This window comes from Alcanivorax sediminis, assembly GCF_009601165.1.
Classification (GTDB): domain Bacteria; phylum Pseudomonadota; class Gammaproteobacteria; order Pseudomonadales; family Alcanivoracaceae; genus Alcanivorax; species Alcanivorax sediminis.
On sequence record NZ_WIRE01000001.1, the window covers coordinates 951,613 to 966,832 of the forward strand.

The following is a 15,220-nucleotide window of genomic DNA, read 5'->3' on the forward strand; positions in this document are numbered from 1 at the left end:
ATCAGGCAGGCCGGATCACCCCCGCCTCGGCGAAGCGCTTGGATACGCGCACCACGATGTCACTCTGGAACGCTTTCTCGTAATGCACGTCCAGCACATAGGCTTTGGCGCGCAGGCGGATGGCGAGACGGTAGCCCACCTCAATTTCCTCGATGGCAAACGTCACCGGTTTCTTCAGATAGGCGAAGCGGCTGGTGAAGATCACTTCCTCAATGATGGCGCGAGCCTCTTCCAGATCCGCATCCAGGCCCACATGGAAATCGGTAACCACCATCATGTCCAGCTCGCCGGCGTTGCCGGAGGCGACCACATCAGTAATAAAGCGGGAGTTGGGAATGGTGACCAGGTTGTCATCCAGCGTCTGCAGGCGCACGGTACGCAGGCCAATGGAAACAATCTCTCCATAGACACTATCGAAGCTGACCCGGTCGCCGACCCGGAAAGGGCGATCAAACAGCAGCAGCAAACCCGCCACCAGTGAGGCGGCAATATCCTTCAGGGCGAAGCCCAGCGCGACGGCAATGGAGCCGCCAGCGGCAAGCATGAACTCCTTTGGCGGTTGCAATACGCCAACGATCAAGGCGATGGAACCGACGGTATAAAGAACAAAGCCGACAAGGGTGGTGATCTGCAGTATGAGAAAACGTCGGGTCGGCAGTTTCTCGGTAATTTTCTGGCTGGCCTTGCTGATGCCCCAGTTAAGCGCCCACAGCAGGAAGCCGCCGATGGACAGCAGCACGATGGCGTAGATGTTGAACAGCTCAACCACTACCGCCAGGTCATTGACGATATTCCCATCATTCATTGAGCAGATTCTTCCTTGTCAGGTAACTGATCACCGGCTGGTACCACAATGGCACCAGACGATAGCGCCCATCTTCGGCTTTCTGTAAAAAACCGGCGTCAAAACCGCCTTTCAATGCATAGCGCACCACGTTATCCGGCAGGCAGGTGACACTGCTGATTTCGTGGCTGGCCAGGGTGCCATGGGTGGCGATGGCGGCATACACGAACAGGGCGTTCTCGCCCATGGTGTCGAGGATGCCCGCCGAGGGTGGGGTAGGCAGGCCCACCAGTACCTCACGGCCCTGGACCTTGATGGACGTGAGCCACAGCCGCAGCGCCACCAGGGGGTTGCCGCGACAGGCATCCCACAGCAAGCTGAAATAACGCTGCTCTGCATTGCGGACATTGCCTGCTTCCGGGCCGCGTGACGATAACAGCACCTCATCGTAGCGTACCTTGTAACCGCTGAGATGATTGCGCGACAGGATCAGGGAGCGTATGTCCGATTGGGGCCAGCGCTTCACCTTGATGGTGTTGCGGAACTGATAGTCACGACCAAAGACGTTGCACAGGTAAGCCCAGCTCTGGTTGTTGATCAGCAGCAGCCAGAACACGTTATCCAGCCTGGCATTGACCAAGCTGAGCACCTGCCGCCAGCCTTCAAGGCCTCCCTGTTGGGAGAGAAAGAAATTCTGGGCTTCGTCGAGAACGACCAGCGTCGGTTTGCGATCGACATCGCTGTTAACCAGTTCGGCAATGCCGTTTTCTGCCAGGTCAACGTCCAGAGTCTTGCCAATCAGGGCCAGAATATCGGCCGGTTGTGTGGTGCGTGCCGGTACCTTGATATCGATGACACTGAGGTCTTCACAGCTTTTTTCCAGCGCACTTTTCAGCTTGTTGATGCTGATGCTTTTGCCGCTGCCCTTTTCGCCGGAGACGACCAGTGCATTTTCATCCGTCTTGTTGTCGTGCCAGCGCTGGATACTTTTTTCCATGGCCCCCACCAGCCCGGTATCGATAATCGGCAGCTTGGTGCCTTCCGGCACATTCTGTGCAAACCAGCGTTCATAATCGCCTTCGGTGGGCCCTTCATTGCCTTGGGTGGACTCATCCTCTTCTTCGTTGGCAATGCGGGTGCGCAGTCGGAACCAGCGCGCCTTGAAGCTCATGTACCACTCAAAATCCATCAGGATCCGGTCGACAAAGCTTTCCAGGAAGCTGATCAGGGCCACCGGCAGCAGTAGCGGTGCAAACACCGGGAAGCCCTTTTCGCCCAGCAATCGTTCCGCCAGCGGGTCAAGGCGAGAAGGCAGAATGGATTGCAGGCAGACGAGGTAATCCTTGCTGCGCAGTGCCAGCAAACGGCCCAGCGCCAGATACAGGCAGACGATGACGACGGCCTGCATCAGGTAGTAGAGCAACGACGGGCCAAGGCTTTCCCACACCACCAGCAACGGGAACCAGGGGATGATCAGCCAGCGGGCAATGCGGCGGGAGTGATCCAGGTTCTGTTGGGCCTGATCGCCGCTCAGATAGGTACCCGCGCTCTGGGCAACGCGGCCGATCAGCCATTCCCCCATCAGAGTCAGCAGGCCATAGATGACATACAGCCTGGCAAAGGGCAGCAGCCAGTACAGCACCTTGGTAGGGGGCGTGTTCAGTTGCAGACGAAGCTGGGTAAGGATCATCCACAGCAGAATCCAGGGCAGCATGGGGGCGATGCCGCTGATCAGGCGACTGGCATTGCGGACCCAGCGACGTTGGCCGCTGACACTAATGACTTTTTCATGCAGGCCGATAGCCCAGACACGGGTACGTTGTGCCAGCTTCACCAGCAGCACAAAACCGGCAATGCCCAGCACCAGTGCCAGCAGGTTCTGCACCAGAGGCATATAGCCGCTGCCGCGAATCGGGGCGTTGAGGTCGTAACGGATCAACACCAGGGTATCCAGCGCCCGTTGTCCGATGCGTTTGGCTTCATGCGCCAGCAGCGCCGGGGCCTCACTGAGGCCGCCAATATCGCTGATCAGCCTCAGTATCTGGCGTTGTTGCCAGATATCCCCGCGCAGGGTGCGAATCTGCCGTTGCAGGTCCAGCCTGGCCTTGATCAGGACGCGATACTCCGGGGTCACCTGGGTCGGAGCGGGTAGTTCCGGGTGGTCATACCAGAGCTGATCCAGTTGTTGCCAGAACTGTCGCTCGGTTTTTGACGTCAGGGTCGGTATCAGGGTCCAGGTACGAGTCAGAATCCCCTGCAGAATCAGTGCGCCCTGGTTGATGGCCGGATCCATGGTGCTGTCATTGATCAGGGGTTCAAGCGTCTGGTTCAGTTCGATCAGGGCGAGCATGACTCGCCGTTGCGCCAGGGTGCGATCCGTGAACTGGTGCCGCAGGGTAAGGAGACGCTGGTCCAGTTTGCCCAGCTGCCGCTGCATGGCCTCAAGGTCATTCTTGAGCGCCGGGCATTCGGGTATTTCAAGATTTCTGGCCGGTGCCTTGATCGGCAGGGCAGGCAGAGTGCGATCCAGCGGTTGGCCAACCAGAGCGACCAGCTGTTGGCGGGTGGGGACCTGGCCATCAAGGTAGCGCTGAAGCTGGTCACGGTCGTCAGCTAACTGTTGCTGCTCGCGCTCCATGGTCAGAAGCAGTTGACCCGCTTCTTCACAGGCCGACGAGGCGGCAGCTGCCACTGGCAACAGTAGCAGGCAGAGCGCCATCACAAAGCCGGGCAGTGGTGTGCGGTGCGATCCCATTCGCGATTCCTGTTTCCTTGGTCTGGCCCTGAATTCGGGGTGGCAGCGAGCCCCATTGTAGGAAGGGGGGGAGTTGACGTCACCTTTTGTCATAACGAGCGTTTATTCATGCCATTGGGGAATACCGCAGGCAACGCTGCAGCAGGGTGCTATAGTCAAGGGAAGGCGTATGTGAAGGACAAGACAATGAGTGATCTGACAGTCAGTGCATTGATGGGCAAGCATCCTTCCGCCATCGCTCTGGGTACCGAGCTTACCCAGGTGGTAGAGCAGTTGCTGCAGAACAAGGCATCCGGCTTGCCGGTGGTGGATGAGCACCACCGGGTAGTGGGCTTTGTGTCGGAGCAGGATTGTCTGCGCAAGTTGCTGATCTCCAGCTACCACTGCGAGGGTTCGTTGATCGTGGATGAATTCATGCACGACCAGCCTCTGACGGTGGGCGAGGAAGATTCTTTGGTAGATGTGGCGGAACTGATGGTGACCCAGAAACCCAAGGTTTATCCGGTGGTGGATGATCAGAACCGGCTGGTGGGCATGCTCAGTCGCCATCAGGTGTTGAGAGCCCTGAAGGATACCCGGCGCGCTTGCGATGCCTGACTTGAGCACCTGATGCCAGCCCCTTGAAAGCCTGGGGGAGTCATCGTTTGGCTTTTGGCACCAGTCGTCCCGCTTTCCTCTTGGCCCCTGCGTACAATTTTCCTTCTTGCCATGTGGGTAGTCTGCGAATTGATAAAACAATTCGGGAGCGCTCCCATGCGTGATCTACATACCTTTCTTGCTGATTACAGTGAAAGTCACCGCAACCCGGTCAACCAGTGGGTGCACATCGTCTGTGTGCCGGCCATCTTTGTTTCTACCATCGGTCTGTTCTGGTTGATTCCGCTGGGGCGCTGGTTGGGACTTGAGGGTTCACTGGCGTACTGGATCAATGGCGGCACCTTGCTGGCCGCCCTGTGTATGCCCTTCTACCTGCGTATGTCCATGGGCATGACGGTGCTGATGTCGGGCTGGCTGGCGTTGTCGCTGGCAGCGATTGTGGCGGTGGATCGTAGCGGTCTTTCGCTGGGTTGGACTAGTGCAGCAGTATGGCTGATTGCCTGGGCGGTGCAGGTGTGGGGGCACAAGGTAGAGGGCAAGAAGCCGTCCTTTGTGGATGACCTGGTCTTCCTGCTGGTGGGGCCCATGTTTGTGTCCATCGAGCTGGCTCACAAGCTGGGGCTGCGCCGTGGAGGCGTTTCGGCCTGATCGGCAGATTGTTCGCCCGGCTCTCGCCGGGCATTATCCCGGCATGACTGTTTCTTCGCCGGATTTCACTTCGCGATTGTTGTCGCCCCTCTACATCTGGCAGGGGGGCTGGCTGGTGCTGCTCTCCGCCATGGAGAACCGGCCCCACCAGCACGTGGCAGCCTCGCTTCTGGTCGGGCTGGAAGATGCCCTGCAAGTGTCTCTGAACGACACATCGCTTAGCCAGCCGCTGGTGACCGTGGCGCCGGAGGTCCGTCAGTCCCTGCGCAGTCACGCCCCGCTGGCAGTGATGCACCTGGATCCGGATGAGCCGGCGTGGTGGGCACTGAGAGGAGCCGACGCAGATCAGACGCTTCCGCTGGCGTCGTTGCGTGAAGACCTGTGGGCCTTGGCGGATGACCAGCCCCGCGCTGAGCAGGCGCAGGCCTTCGTACAAGCACTGCGGGGGAGGACGCCCGCCAGTCCACCGGATGCGCGGATTGTCATGGCTTGCCAGCAATTGCGGGAAAATAACAGTCTTGACCTGGAAACGCTGGCGGCCGGAGCCAATCTGTCGGCCTCCCGCTTCCGGCGCCTGTTCAGTGAACAGCTGGGCGTTACCTTCAAGCGGTTTGTCCTTCACCTGAAATGCCAGCGGGCCCTTGCCCTGTGGGAAAGCGGCATGACGCTGACCGAGCTGGCGGTGGCCGCTGGCTTTTACGATCAACCTCACCTGAACAGGACGCTTCGCGCCATGTTCGATGCCTTGCCATCGCGCTATGCTCGGGGTCAATCGGTGCAGGTGGTCAATCTTCCTGCCCAAACAAGAACAACCTTCTTGGAGTAGCCATGCAATACCAGGACATCAAGACCGAAGTATCCGAGAACATCCTGACCATCACCCTCAATCGTCCTGAGCGAATGAATGCCTTCACCCTGCGGATGAAGGATGAGCTCATCCATGCGCTGGAGGCCGCTGACAGCAATGACGAGGTGCGCGCCATTATCGTGACCGGGGCGGGCAAGGTGTTCTGCGCCGGTATGGAGATGGAGCCGGAAGATGGCGGCAACCTGTTCGGTTATGACGATGCCGAGGGGATGGATCCCCCGCTGGAGCTGATTCGTGACTCCGGTGGTGAGTTGTCCATGGCGATTTACAACTGTCGCAAACCGGTAATCGGCGCCATTAATGGAGCCGCCGTGGGGGTGGGCATTACCATGACCCTGCCCATGGATATCCGCCTGGTGGCGGAGAACAGCAAGATTGGCTTTGTATTTACCCAGCGTGGCATTACTCCGGAAGCTTGCTCGTCCTGGTTCCTGCCGCGAGTGGTGGGACGACAGAAAGCGCTGGAGTGGGTGCTCAGTGGTGACATCTTCATGGCCGAGGAAGGTGTGGAAGCAGGGCTGTTCCACAGTGCCCACGACAAGGGTGAAGTCCTGGACGTGGCACGATGCATGGCCAGAAAACTGATTGCCAAGAGCTCGCCTGTTGCGGTGGCGCTGGCGCGACATATGCTGTGGCGGAACCCGGAGCTGGATCACCCAATGCAGGCGCATGTGGTGGAATCCAAAATGATTTACTGGTCCCACACCTTCTGGGATGGCCGCGATGGCTTTACCGCGTTCCTGGAAAAACGTGCGCCGCGTTTTGAGACGTCACTGGCAGATGTGCCGAAACAATTTGATTTCTGGCTGGAACCTCCGCTTGAATAACACCTTCTTCAGGCCGCCTTACGGCGGCCTTTTTTATGGTTGGCAGGGAGAGAAAGATGAAAAAGGAAACCGTGTCCATTCATGGCGGTTTTGACGGCGATCCGCAAACCCATGCGGTGGCGGTGCCGATGTATCAAACCACCAGTTACTACTTTGATGACACCCAGCACGGGGCTGATTTGTTCGATCTGAAAGTGCCGGGGAATATTTATAGCCGCATCATGAACCCCACCAATGCGGTCCTTGAAGAACGAGTGGCTCTGCTGGAGGGAGGCATCGGGGCGTTGGCCATGGCGTCTGGTATGGCCGCCATCACCGCCACGGTGCAGACGCTGGCCCGTGCTGGAGACAATATTGTTTCGGTGAGCCAGCTTTATGGCGGCACCTACAATCTTTTTGCTCACACCTTGCCCAACCAGGGCATTGAGGTGCGCATGGCCGATGGTCGTGATCCTGAGTCCATTGCTGCAGCCATCGATGACAACACCAAGATGGTGTTCTGTGAATCCATCGGCAACCCGGCCGGCAATGTGGTGGACATGGCCGCGTTGGCAAAAGTGGCCCATGCCGCAGGGGTGCCCCTGGTCGTCGATAACACTGTGGCTACGCCGGCGCTGTGTCGTCCGTTTGAACACGGTGCCGATATCGTGGTGCATTCATTGACCAAATATATGGGTGGCCACGGCACGACCATTGCCGGCGCGATTGTGGACTCCGGCAAGTTTCCCTGGAAAGACAATCCGCGCTTCCCGCAATTCAACAAGCCGGATCCAAGCTACCATGGGGTGGTGTATGTGGAAGCGATGGGCGAGGCGGCGTTTATCGGTCGTGCCCGGGTGGTGCCACTGCGCAACATGGGCGCGGCGTTGTCCCCCATGAATGCGTTCCTGATTCTGCAAGGCATCGAAACCCTTAGCCTGCGGATGGAACGGCACTGCGAAAACGCCATGAAAGTTGCGGCGTTCCTGCGCGATCATGACAAGGTCAGCTGGGTGAATTTTGCCGGGCTGGAAACCGATCAGGACTATCAGGCTGCGCAGAAATACATGGATGGTGGGGTGCCGTCGTCCATCCTCAGTTTTGGCATTGAGGGCGGCCGTGAAGCCGGTGCGCGATTCATTGACGCGCTGGGGATGATTAAGCGCCTGGTGAATATTGGCGATGCCAAGTCACTGGCCTGTCATCCGGCCACTACCACCCACCGTCAGCTTAATGATGAGGAACTGAAAAGTGCCGGCGTCAGTGCTGATCTGGTGAGGCTGTCTGTGGGTATCGAGCATATCGATGACATCCTCGCGGATATCACCCAGGCCCTCGACAAGGTCTGATCAGCCGTTTCCGCGAAACTGGGCCGGCGTCATGCCGGTCCAGCGTTTGAACGCTTTTGAAAAAGCGCTTTCGTCTGAGAATCCCAGCGCCTCGGCAATATCACTCAGGCGAGCGCCTTCCTGCAGTTTCGTTTCGGCCATGCCCTGTAGCAGGCCATCTCGCAGCAGTTTGAAGCTACTGCCTTCCTCACCCAGCTTGCGCACCAGATGGCGGCCACTCATGGACAGGCTGTCGGCTACCTTTTCCTTACCCCAGTGAGGGTGCTGGCGGACCAGTTCGGAGACCTGGGCGCTGAGCGATTGATCATCCAGGGAGTGCAGTACCTGATCGGCCAGGGTGCGCAGGTGTTGGCACAGCGCCGGGTTGGCGTAGATCAGTGGCAGGTCGAGACTGCTGGCAGGAATCACCAGGCTGTTTCGGCTGGAAAGAAAGCGCACCGGCACATTGAGCAGGGTTTCATAACGACGGTTGTCGTCCAGCGCCGCATGGGCAAACTCCAGACGCAGGGCTTTCAGCTTGCCACCGGTGGACCAGCGAGACAGTTGCAGTAATGAGGCCAGTGCAGCTTCCACGCGTTCCTGTTGTCGCTCCCGGTATTGAGGCTGGTAGCTGACAATGCATTCCTCGCCCTGAATCTCGAATTCAAAGGTGCCGCCTTCGCCCACGATGGGGTAATAGTCGATCAGGCTTTCCATGGCATCAGCCACAGTGTCACAGCTCATCAGCACCATGCCGGCGGTATCCAGGTGGCCTACCTCCAGGGCCAGCCCAAACCGCACCCCCACCAGCGCATCCTCGGCCTGGGAGCAGAAGCTTTCCCAGATCTGGCCCTGCAGCGCCAGGCTCACCCTTTCCTGCTCGGCAAATGCCTGCTGCAGATCTTCCGGCAGCGAGAAGCCGAGTTTGGCCGCTGCCTGACTGATAGCCTGGGTATAGCGCACGGTGACCGTGAGTTGTTGTGACATGGCCTGTCTCGAATTAACCGTGGGGTGGTCCTGAATTGGCCGTGAGGCAGATGCCGGCTGACCGTACAGTAAAGATCATAACAAATTCTGAGTGCGGCTCAGTAAAACAACAAGAGTGGTATCAGCATGTACGCAGTGATAGGGGCCGGCCCCATGGGGCTTGCAACCGCCCGCAACCTGAAAAAATACGACATTCCGTTCATTGGATTCGATCTGCACTCCGATGTGGGTGGTCTGTGGGACATCGACAATCCGCACAGCACGATGTACGAATCCGCTCACCTGATTTCTTCCAAGGGCATGACGGAATTCAAGGAATTCCCCATGGCGGAGGGCGTTGCCACCTATCCGCACCACAGCGAAATGAAGCGCTATTTCCAGAGCTATGCGCGTCAGTTCGGTCTGTATGAACACTACGAATTTTCCACCCGGGTGGAAAACGTGGTGCGCGATGGTGACGGCTGGCAAGTGACCACCAGCAAGGCGGGCGAGCAACAGACTCGTCGCTTTGAGGGGGTGCTGATCGCCAACGGAACCTTGCACAAACCCAACATGCCAAGCCTGCCTGGTGAGTTTGACGGCGAGCTGATGCATTCCAGCGACTACCGCAGTGCGGATGTGTTTGCGGGCAAGCGGGTGTTGGTAGTGGGGTGTGGCAACTCGGCCTGTGATATTGCCGTGGATGCCGTGCACCGGGCGGCCAGTGTGGACATGTCCGTGCGCCGGGGTTACTACTTCCTGCCCAAGTTCATCATGGGCAAGCCTACTGACAGCTTCGGCGGCAAGTTCACGCTGCCCCGGGCGGTGAAACAGAAGGTGGACGCGGCGCTGATCAAGTTACTGATTGGCAAGCCCAGCGATTACGGTCTGCCTGATCCGGATTACAAGTTGTATGAATCCCACCCGGTCATCAATTCCCTGATCCTGCATTACCTCGGGCACGGGGACATCACCCCCCATGGTGATATTGCAGCGATTTCTGGCAAGACGGTGACCTTCTCCGATGGCCAGTCACGGGTGTATGACCTGATTCTGATGGGCACCGGCTACAAGCTGGATTATCCCTTCATCGACGCCGCGGAGCTGAACTGGCAGGGGCATGATGCGCCACAGCTGTACCTCAACGTGTTCCATCCCGAGCATCGCAACCTGTTCATCATGGGCATGGTGGAAGCGGCCGGGCTCGGTTGGGAGGGACGCAACGAACAGGCAGAAATGGTCGCGCTGTATCTGCAGGCCAAACAGAAAGGGCTGCCTCTGGCTACGGCCCTTGAGAAGAAAGCCACCGCCGAAGCCGGCAAGACACTGGATGGTGGTCTTGATTACCTCAAGCTGGCGCGCATGGCCTACTATGTTCACAAGGACACTTACCGCAAGGCGGTGGGCACGCACATCACCGAATTGAAGGGGGTGTGATATGGAAGTGCATTTTGGCAGTAATAACCTGCTGATCCTGAATGTCATCCTCGCCTTCATGATGTTCGGGGTATCGTTGTCGCTGACTGGCGCCGACTTTCGTCGTGTGCTGCAGCGCCCGGACGCCCCCATCGTTGGCCTGATCGCCCAGTTCGTCCTGTTACCGGCAGCGACCTGCCTGACCACCTGGTATTTCGATGTGGATCCCCAGCTGGCACTGGGCATGATCCTGGTGGCGTCCTGCCCCGGTGGCTCCTTTTCCAACATCATGACCTGGCTGGCGCGGGCCAATGTGGCCGTGTCGGTGAGTATGACTGCGGTCTCCAGTCTGGCCGCCATGTTCCTGACACCGTTTAACTTTGCCCTGTACGGCTACATCAACCCGAACACCCGTAGCATCCTCACCGAAATCCAGCTCGACAGCATGGACATTCTGGTGCTGGTGGCGCTGGTGTTGGGGCTGCCGCTGGTTATCGGCATGTTGATGGGCAAGGCGTTTCCGGCGTTTGCCCAGGCCGCCCAGAAACCCATGCGGGTCGTTACCCTGCTGGTACTGTTCCTGTTCGTTGGCGTGGCCTTCGGCAACAACATGGATGTGTTCCTGGCCACGGCGGATCGCATCGTCGGACTGGTGGTGCTGCAAAACCTGCTGGCACTGGGCCTGGGTGCCTTTGCGGCAGGCCTGACCGGCCTGCCACGCAATGACCGGCGTGCCATCACTATCGAGGTGGGGATTCAGAACTCTGGTCTGGGGCTGGCGATCCTGTTCACCTTCTTCCCGGACGCCAGCGAGATGATTCTGATCGCCGCCTTCTGGGGCGTCTGGCATCTGGTCACCGGCTTGTTGCTGGCCTTCTGGTGGGGACGCCATTCTGGCGATGACCAGGCCGCGGAGGATGCGCCATGCAAAGACGTATCCTGATCACCGGCGCCGGTGGCTACATCGGCAGCCTGCTGGCCCGTTCACTGGCGGAGCGCCACTTTGTGGTGGGCGTGGATATTCGCCCGGACCCGACCGCCACCTTTCCATTTCATGTGATGGACGTGCGCGACTCGGCGTTGTCTGAGCTGATCCGTGAGCATGGCATTGAGCAGGTGGTGCATCTGGCGGCCGTGCTGGAAGATTCCGGCGACCGGCAGCGTGATTACGACATCGATGTGAATGGCACGCGCAATGTGCTGGAAGCCTGTGTGACCAATGGTGTGCGCCAGCTGGTGGTGACCAGCTCCGGCGCGGCCTATGGCTACCATGCGGATAATCCCGCCTGGCTGGATGAGCAGGATCCGCTGCGCGGGAATCCCGAATTCGCCTATTCCGATCACAAGCGCCAGGTGGAGGAGCTGCTCGCCTCCTACCGCCAACAATACCCGCAGCTGGCCCAACTGGTATTGCGGCCTGGGACCGTATTGGGCGCGGGCACCAGGAATCTGATTACCCGCCTGTTTGAAGGCAAGCGTTTGCTGGCGGTGGCCGGCTCGCCTTCTCCGTTTGTGTTTATCTGGGATCAGGACGTACTGGGTATCATCGAAAAAGGGGTCACCGAGGAAGCCCGCGGCTGTTTCAATCTGGCCGGTGATGGCGCACTCAGCATTCATGAGCTGGGGCGCATCCTCGGCAAACCGGTGATCGCCATTCCCGCCGGTGTGCTGCGTGCGGGCCTGTGGTTGGGCAACAAGTTGGGCCTGACCGGTTACACCCCGGCGCAGATCAACTTCTTGCGCTATCGGCCGGTGCTCAGCAACCAGCGTTTGAAGAACGAATTCGGTTACCAGCCCAGAAAGAGTTCGGAAGAAGTGTTCCGTTTCTATCTGGAGGCTGCTGGCGCGAGGCAGGGCTCATGAAGACGGTACTGATTACCGGCGCAGCGTCAGGGCTGGGCTGGGCATTATCCCGGCAGGCCTTTGCCCTGGGTTACCGGGTGATTCTCACGGACATGAATGCCGAGTTGCTGCAAGCCCGCGCTGAATACCTGGCTCAGGTAGATGTAGATCGGGTGATCTGTCGGACGCTGGACGTGACCGATGGTGACGCCATCACCGCCTTGGCTTTGTGGCTACAGTCGCAGCCCTTTGCGCTGGATCTGCTGGTCAACAATGCGGGTATTACTCACCGCTCGCTGGCGGAAAAAACCGAGATGCCTGTGTTTCGCAAGGTCATGCAGGTAGATTGGGCCGCACCGGTGGAGCTCGCTACCGTTCTGTTGCCGCAGCTCAAACAAAGCCGCGGCGGCATTATCAATATCGGCTCCATGGCCGGCTGGATGCCGGTGCTGGGCCGGGCCGGTTACTGTAGTGCCAAGAGTGCGCTGGGGCAGTTTTTTGAAGTCCTTCGTTGCGAGGTGTCTCGCTACGGTGTGCATATCCTGATGGTCTATCCCAGCTTTCTGGATACACCGATTGAGACCAATGCCCTGGGCCATGACGGCAAGCCGGCCGCCCATGCCCGCTCCATGGTGGGGAAGATGCAGACGCCGGAAGATCTGGCGGAGCGCGTGTTCCTGGCCTACAACAAAAAACAGAAGCGGCTGTTTCCGGATCGGTTCACCTGGTTTGCCAGCTTGCTGTGGCGGCTTGCGCCAGACCTTTACCAGCGCATGATGGTGCGCAAGTTCGCTTCCGAACTGGAGCAGTAGTCCTTGGATATGGTGGTTATGTGGCCCTGGCTGTTGCTGGGGGCATTCATCTTTTTTGCCTTTACGACTGAGGCCATGACCGGCTTCGGCAGCATCGTCATCGCCCTGTCACTGGGGGCGCTGGTGCTGCCGATTCCGGAGATTCTGCCGGTGCTGGTGCCGCTCAATATCGTCATGAGCAGCACCCTGAGCTGGCGGCATCGCCGCCATATTCACTGGCCGACCCTGTGGAAACTGATCCTGCCATTGATGGTGCTGGGTACCCTTGGCGGCTATGGGCTGCGCCCCTGGCTGGGGGATGACTATCTGCGCCAGGGCTTTGGACTGCTGGTGTTGTGGTTCAGTAGCCGTGAGCTGTGGCGTATGTTCAGGGGGCTGGAGGTGCGCGCCCACGCCAACTGGTGGTCGCGCTGCTGGATGTTCCTGGCCGGTATCACCCATGGCCTGTTTGCTTCCGGTGGGCCGTTGCTGGTCTATGCCCTCAGTGGTCTGCAGCTGGACAAGCAGCGCTTTCGAGCCACTTTGATCCTGGTCTGGCTGTCGCTTAATAGCCTGCTCACCGTGGTATTTCTGTTTGATGGCTCCTTGCTGCCGGCGGCTCCGAAGATTGGCATGCTGGTGCCTGTGGTCATTGCCGCCATGCTGCTAGGCGAATGGCTCCACCATCGCGTCAATGAAGAGCGTTTCCGGCAGGCCGTGTTTGTGGTGTTGTGGATTACCGGGCTGATCTTGATGCGGCCTTAGAGCTTCAAGCTGCAAGCTGCAAGCTACAGCGCGGACAATGCCATACCACTCGCTATGCCGTGCCCGCGAATCAGGAAAAAGGGTGCGCGGGCACGGCGCCGGATTCATCTGATGCCTTGTTTCGTGTTGCAGCTTGTAACTCGTCTCCCCGCCCTTTTCCTCCCCCCGCTCATCGTGCTATTGATTCAGTTCCTGATCTGTCTCTCGAGGGGCCTGCATGTCTTCAGTGGAAATTCGTCCGGTTACCGGTATCGCCGTGGAGCCCTGGCTGGATGAACTGGCGCAGCTGCGGATTGAGGTGTTTCGGGACTTTCCTTACCTCTACGACGGTGATCTGGAATACGAGCGTCGCTATCTGGATCGTTATGCCCAGTCCGACCGCAGCGTCTTCGTGCTGGCGCTGGAATTCAACAAGCTGGTCGGTGCAGCAACCGGTCTGCCACTGAAAGAAGCTGACGATGCCTTTCAGGCCCCGTTTCGTATGCTGGGCGCGGATCTGTCCACGGTATTTTATTTTGGTGAATCCGTGTTGAAAAAAGATTGGCGCGGGCAGGGTATAGGCCATCGCTTCTTCGATCTGCGCGAGCAGTATGCCGAGGATTTTGGTTTTCAAAACACCACGTTCTGCGCCGTGCAGCGCCCGGAGGATCACCCGGCCAGGCCTGCGGACTACCGCCCCCTGGATGCCTTCTGGCGCAGCCGTGGGTATTTTCCACAGAACCAGCTGGTGGCCGATTTCGACTGGACAGACGTGGGTGATTCCCAGCCTTCGCACAAGCGCATGCAGTTCTGGATGCACAGCCTGTAAACAAATAATTGACTAGAAACTGGCGCCTATACCCCAAGTGGGGGATTTTTCGGGCCGTTATCTCTTCTACCATCGCGGCAGGGGTAAGAAGGGGATAAGAATGGAATTACACTACAGGTTGTCAGTCTTCACGGAGCGTCTGGTTAAAAGCGTTCTGATCATCATTCCCATGGCCCTGCTGGCCGTCGCGGTGGCAGTGGTGGTAGCCAGCTGAAGCTTCAGCGCTTCTGCATCAGCACCACGGGGTTGCCCGTCAGGTGCACTTCCCACCCTTGCTGGCGGCCCAGCCACTCAAACGTGGCGGGCTGCCAGAAACAGACGTGGGTGGGGTCACGCCGGTAATGCCAGCTGGCAAAGGCGGTATCGTCCGTGAGCCAACGGGTCATGATGCCCAGCCAGCCCCCCGGTTTCACATGTTCGGCAAACCATGTCCATTCCCGCGCCGGCTGGTGCAGGTGCTCAATCACTTCAGTACAGGTGACAAAGTCGTATTGCGCTGCCAGGCGTGACAGGCCCGGTGCATAGATCGGGTCATAGGTATCACAGGCAAAGCCGTTCTCGTTCAGCATGGCTGCCAGCGCCGGGCCCGGGCCGCAGCCAAAATCTACACCGCTGGCACCTGGCGCCAGTCTCGTCATGAGCGGGGCAGCCAGTTGTGACAGGAATGTCCGATAGCCGGGGTCATCCGGGCGGTTCTCGTGAAGGTCGTATTGCCCCTTTTCCTCATCCGGAGTGGGCAGTTTTTGTGGGTGCTCAAACGTCAGCTGGCAACAGGGGCAGCGAAAATACTCCCGCCCGTCTACTTGCATGAAGGTCGCCGCACTTGCCTGGCAAAGCGTGCACTCC

General features: G+C 58.8%; 15 protein-coding genes. 11 read left to right on the forward strand and 4 right to left on the reverse strand.

Annotated elements, in window-relative coordinates:
• Position 1: 1 nt before the first annotated feature.
• Together GFN93_RS04190 and GFN93_RS04195 are read right to left on the reverse strand one after the other, a co-directional pair.
• The gene (locus GFN93_RS04190) at positions 2-805 is read right to left on the reverse strand and encodes a mechanosensitive ion channel family protein (RefSeq protein ID WP_153499185.1); all 804 of its coding nucleotides are present in this window, start codon (positions 803-805) and stop codon (positions 2-4) included.
• Positions 798-3,539, reverse strand: coding sequence for an ATP-binding protein (locus GFN93_RS04195; protein ID WP_153499187.1), 2,742 nt, complete (start codon positions 3,537-3,539; stop codon positions 798-800). The genes GFN93_RS04190 and GFN93_RS04195 overlap by 8 nt, the downstream gene beginning before the upstream one ends.
• 186 nt (positions 3,540-3,725) lie before the next feature.
• Here GFN93_RS04195 and GFN93_RS04200 point away from each other — a divergent pair, with 186 nt between their 5' ends.
• The 5 genes from GFN93_RS04200 to GFN93_RS04220 all read left to right on the forward strand — a co-directional run bounded on the left by GFN93_RS04200 (position 3,726) and on the right by GFN93_RS04220 (position 7,807).
• A complete protein-coding gene (locus GFN93_RS04200; RefSeq protein WP_153499189.1) occupies positions 3,726-4,136 on the forward strand; it encodes a CBS domain-containing protein in 411 nt (136 codons plus the stop codon).
• 156 nt (positions 4,137-4,292) lie between these two features.
• Positions 4,293-4,784, forward strand: a complete 492-nt coding sequence (locus GFN93_RS04205) for an Mpo1 family 2-hydroxy fatty acid dioxygenase (RefSeq protein ID WP_153499190.1) — start codon at positions 4,293-4,295, stop codon at positions 4,782-4,784.
• A 43-nt stretch (positions 4,785-4,827) separates the two neighbouring features.
• Positions 4,828-5,610 (forward strand): helix-turn-helix domain-containing protein, encoded by a 783-nt coding sequence (locus tag GFN93_RS04210; RefSeq protein ID WP_153499192.1) that lies wholly within the window; start codon positions 4,828-4,830, stop codon positions 5,608-5,610.
• A gap of 2 nt (positions 5,611-5,612) precedes the next feature.
• Positions 5,613-6,479 (forward strand): crotonase/enoyl-CoA hydratase family protein, encoded by an 867-nt coding sequence (locus GFN93_RS04215; protein WP_153499193.1) that lies wholly within the window; start codon positions 5,613-5,615, stop codon positions 6,477-6,479.
• Positions 6,480-6,535: 56 nt separating this feature from the next.
• A complete protein-coding gene (locus GFN93_RS04220) occupies positions 6,536-7,807 on the forward strand; it encodes an O-acetylhomoserine aminocarboxypropyltransferase/cysteine synthase family protein (RefSeq protein WP_153499194.1) in 1,272 nt (423 codons plus the stop codon).
• Here the strand turns inward: GFN93_RS04220 and GFN93_RS04225 are convergent, their stop codons facing one another.
• Positions 7,808-8,773, reverse strand: a complete 966-nt coding sequence (locus GFN93_RS04225) for an AraC family transcriptional regulator (RefSeq protein WP_153499195.1) — start codon at positions 8,771-8,773, stop codon at positions 7,808-7,810. It abuts the gene before it with no gap.
• A 126-nt stretch (positions 8,774-8,899) separates the two neighbouring features.
• On the opposite strand from GFN93_RS04225, the gene GFN93_RS04230 reads away from it, so the two are divergent.
• The 6 genes from GFN93_RS04230 (at position 8,900) to GFN93_RS04255 (ending at position 14,374) form a co-directional block, all read left to right on the forward strand.
• On the forward strand, positions 8,900-10,189 hold the full coding sequence (locus GFN93_RS04230) for a flavin-containing monooxygenase (RefSeq protein ID WP_153499196.1): 1,290 nt from the start codon (positions 8,900-8,902) through the stop codon (positions 10,187-10,189).
• Position 10,190: 1 nt separating this feature from the next.
• On the forward strand, positions 10,191-11,111 hold the full coding sequence (locus GFN93_RS04235; protein ID WP_153499197.1) for a bile acid:sodium symporter family protein: 921 nt from the start codon (positions 10,191-10,193) through the stop codon (positions 11,109-11,111).
• Complete coding sequence (locus GFN93_RS04240) at positions 11,093-12,031, forward strand: SDR family oxidoreductase (RefSeq protein WP_153499198.1); 939 nt, start codon at positions 11,093-11,095, stop codon at positions 12,029-12,031. Before GFN93_RS04235 ends, GFN93_RS04240 begins: the two co-directional genes overlap by 19 nt.
• The gene (locus GFN93_RS04245) at positions 12,028-12,822 is read left to right on the forward strand and encodes an SDR family NAD(P)-dependent oxidoreductase (protein WP_153499199.1); all 795 of its coding nucleotides are present in this window, start codon (positions 12,028-12,030) and stop codon (positions 12,820-12,822) included. The genes GFN93_RS04240 and GFN93_RS04245 overlap by 4 nt, the downstream gene beginning before the upstream one ends.
• A 9-nt stretch (positions 12,823-12,831) precedes the next feature.
• Entirely contained in the window at positions 12,832-13,566 is a 735-nt protein-coding gene (locus GFN93_RS04250; protein ID WP_153501815.1) for a sulfite exporter TauE/SafE family protein, read from the forward strand.
• A gap of 217 nt (positions 13,567-13,783) precedes the next feature.
• Positions 13,784-14,374 carry a GNAT family N-acetyltransferase gene (locus GFN93_RS04255; protein ID WP_153499200.1) on the forward strand — a complete coding sequence of 197 codons (591 nt, stop codon included), beginning with the start codon at positions 13,784-13,786 and terminating at the stop codon, positions 14,372-14,374.
• 218 nt (positions 14,375-14,592) lie between these two features.
• On the opposite strand, the gene GFN93_RS04260 is transcribed toward GFN93_RS04255, so the two are convergent.
• Entirely contained in the window at positions 14,593-15,183 is a 591-nt protein-coding gene (locus GFN93_RS04260) for a class I SAM-dependent methyltransferase (protein ID WP_235901643.1), read from the reverse strand.
• Positions 15,184-15,220 lie beyond the last annotated feature (37 nt).

Excerpts from the sequence above, each read along its gene's own strand:
- GFN93_RS04195 (WP_153499187.1), bottom strand. The coding sequence starts at position 3,539 with ATGGGATCGCACCGCACACCACTGCCCGGCTTTGTGATGGCGCTCTGC.
- GFN93_RS04240 (WP_153499198.1), top strand. The coding sequence starts at position 11,093 with ATGCAAAGACGTATCCTGATCACCGGCGCCGGTGGCTACATCGGCAGC.
- GFN93_RS04250 (WP_153501815.1), top strand. The coding sequence starts at position 12,832 with ATGGTGGTTATGTGGCCCTGGCTGTTGCTGGGGGCATTCATCTTTTTT.
- GFN93_RS04200 (WP_153499189.1), top strand. The coding sequence starts at position 3,726 with ATGAGTGATCTGACAGTCAGTGCATTGATGGGCAAGCATCCTTCCGCC.
- GFN93_RS04255 (WP_153499200.1), top strand. The coding sequence starts at position 13,784 with ATGTCTTCAGTGGAAATTCGTCCGGTTACCGGTATCGCCGTGGAGCCC.
- GFN93_RS04245 (WP_153499199.1), top strand. The coding sequence starts at position 12,028 with ATGAAGACGGTACTGATTACCGGCGCAGCGTCAGGGCTGGGCTGGGCA.
- GFN93_RS04205 (WP_153499190.1), top strand. The coding sequence starts at position 4,293 with ATGCGTGATCTACATACCTTTCTTGCTGATTACAGTGAAAGTCACCGC.
- GFN93_RS04220 (WP_153499194.1), top strand. The coding sequence starts at position 6,536 with ATGAAAAAGGAAACCGTGTCCATTCATGGCGGTTTTGACGGCGATCCG.
- GFN93_RS04210 (WP_153499192.1), top strand. The coding sequence starts at position 4,828 with ATGACTGTTTCTTCGCCGGATTTCACTTCGCGATTGTTGTCGCCCCTC.
- GFN93_RS04260 (WP_235901643.1), bottom strand. The coding sequence starts at position 15,183 with ATGCAAGTAGACGGGCGGGAGTATTTTCGCTGCCCCTGTTGCCAGCTG.
- GFN93_RS04215 (WP_153499193.1), top strand. The coding sequence starts at position 5,613 with ATGCAATACCAGGACATCAAGACCGAAGTATCCGAGAACATCCTGACC.
- GFN93_RS04235 (WP_153499197.1), top strand. The coding sequence starts at position 10,191 with ATGGAAGTGCATTTTGGCAGTAATAACCTGCTGATCCTGAATGTCATC.
- GFN93_RS04230 (WP_153499196.1), top strand. The coding sequence starts at position 8,900 with ATGTACGCAGTGATAGGGGCCGGCCCCATGGGGCTTGCAACCGCCCGC.
- GFN93_RS04190 (WP_153499185.1), bottom strand. The coding sequence starts at position 805 with ATGAATGATGGGAATATCGTCAATGACCTGGCGGTAGTGGTTGAGCTG.
- GFN93_RS04225 (WP_153499195.1), bottom strand. The coding sequence starts at position 8,773 with ATGTCACAACAACTCACGGTCACCGTGCGCTATACCCAGGCTATCAGT.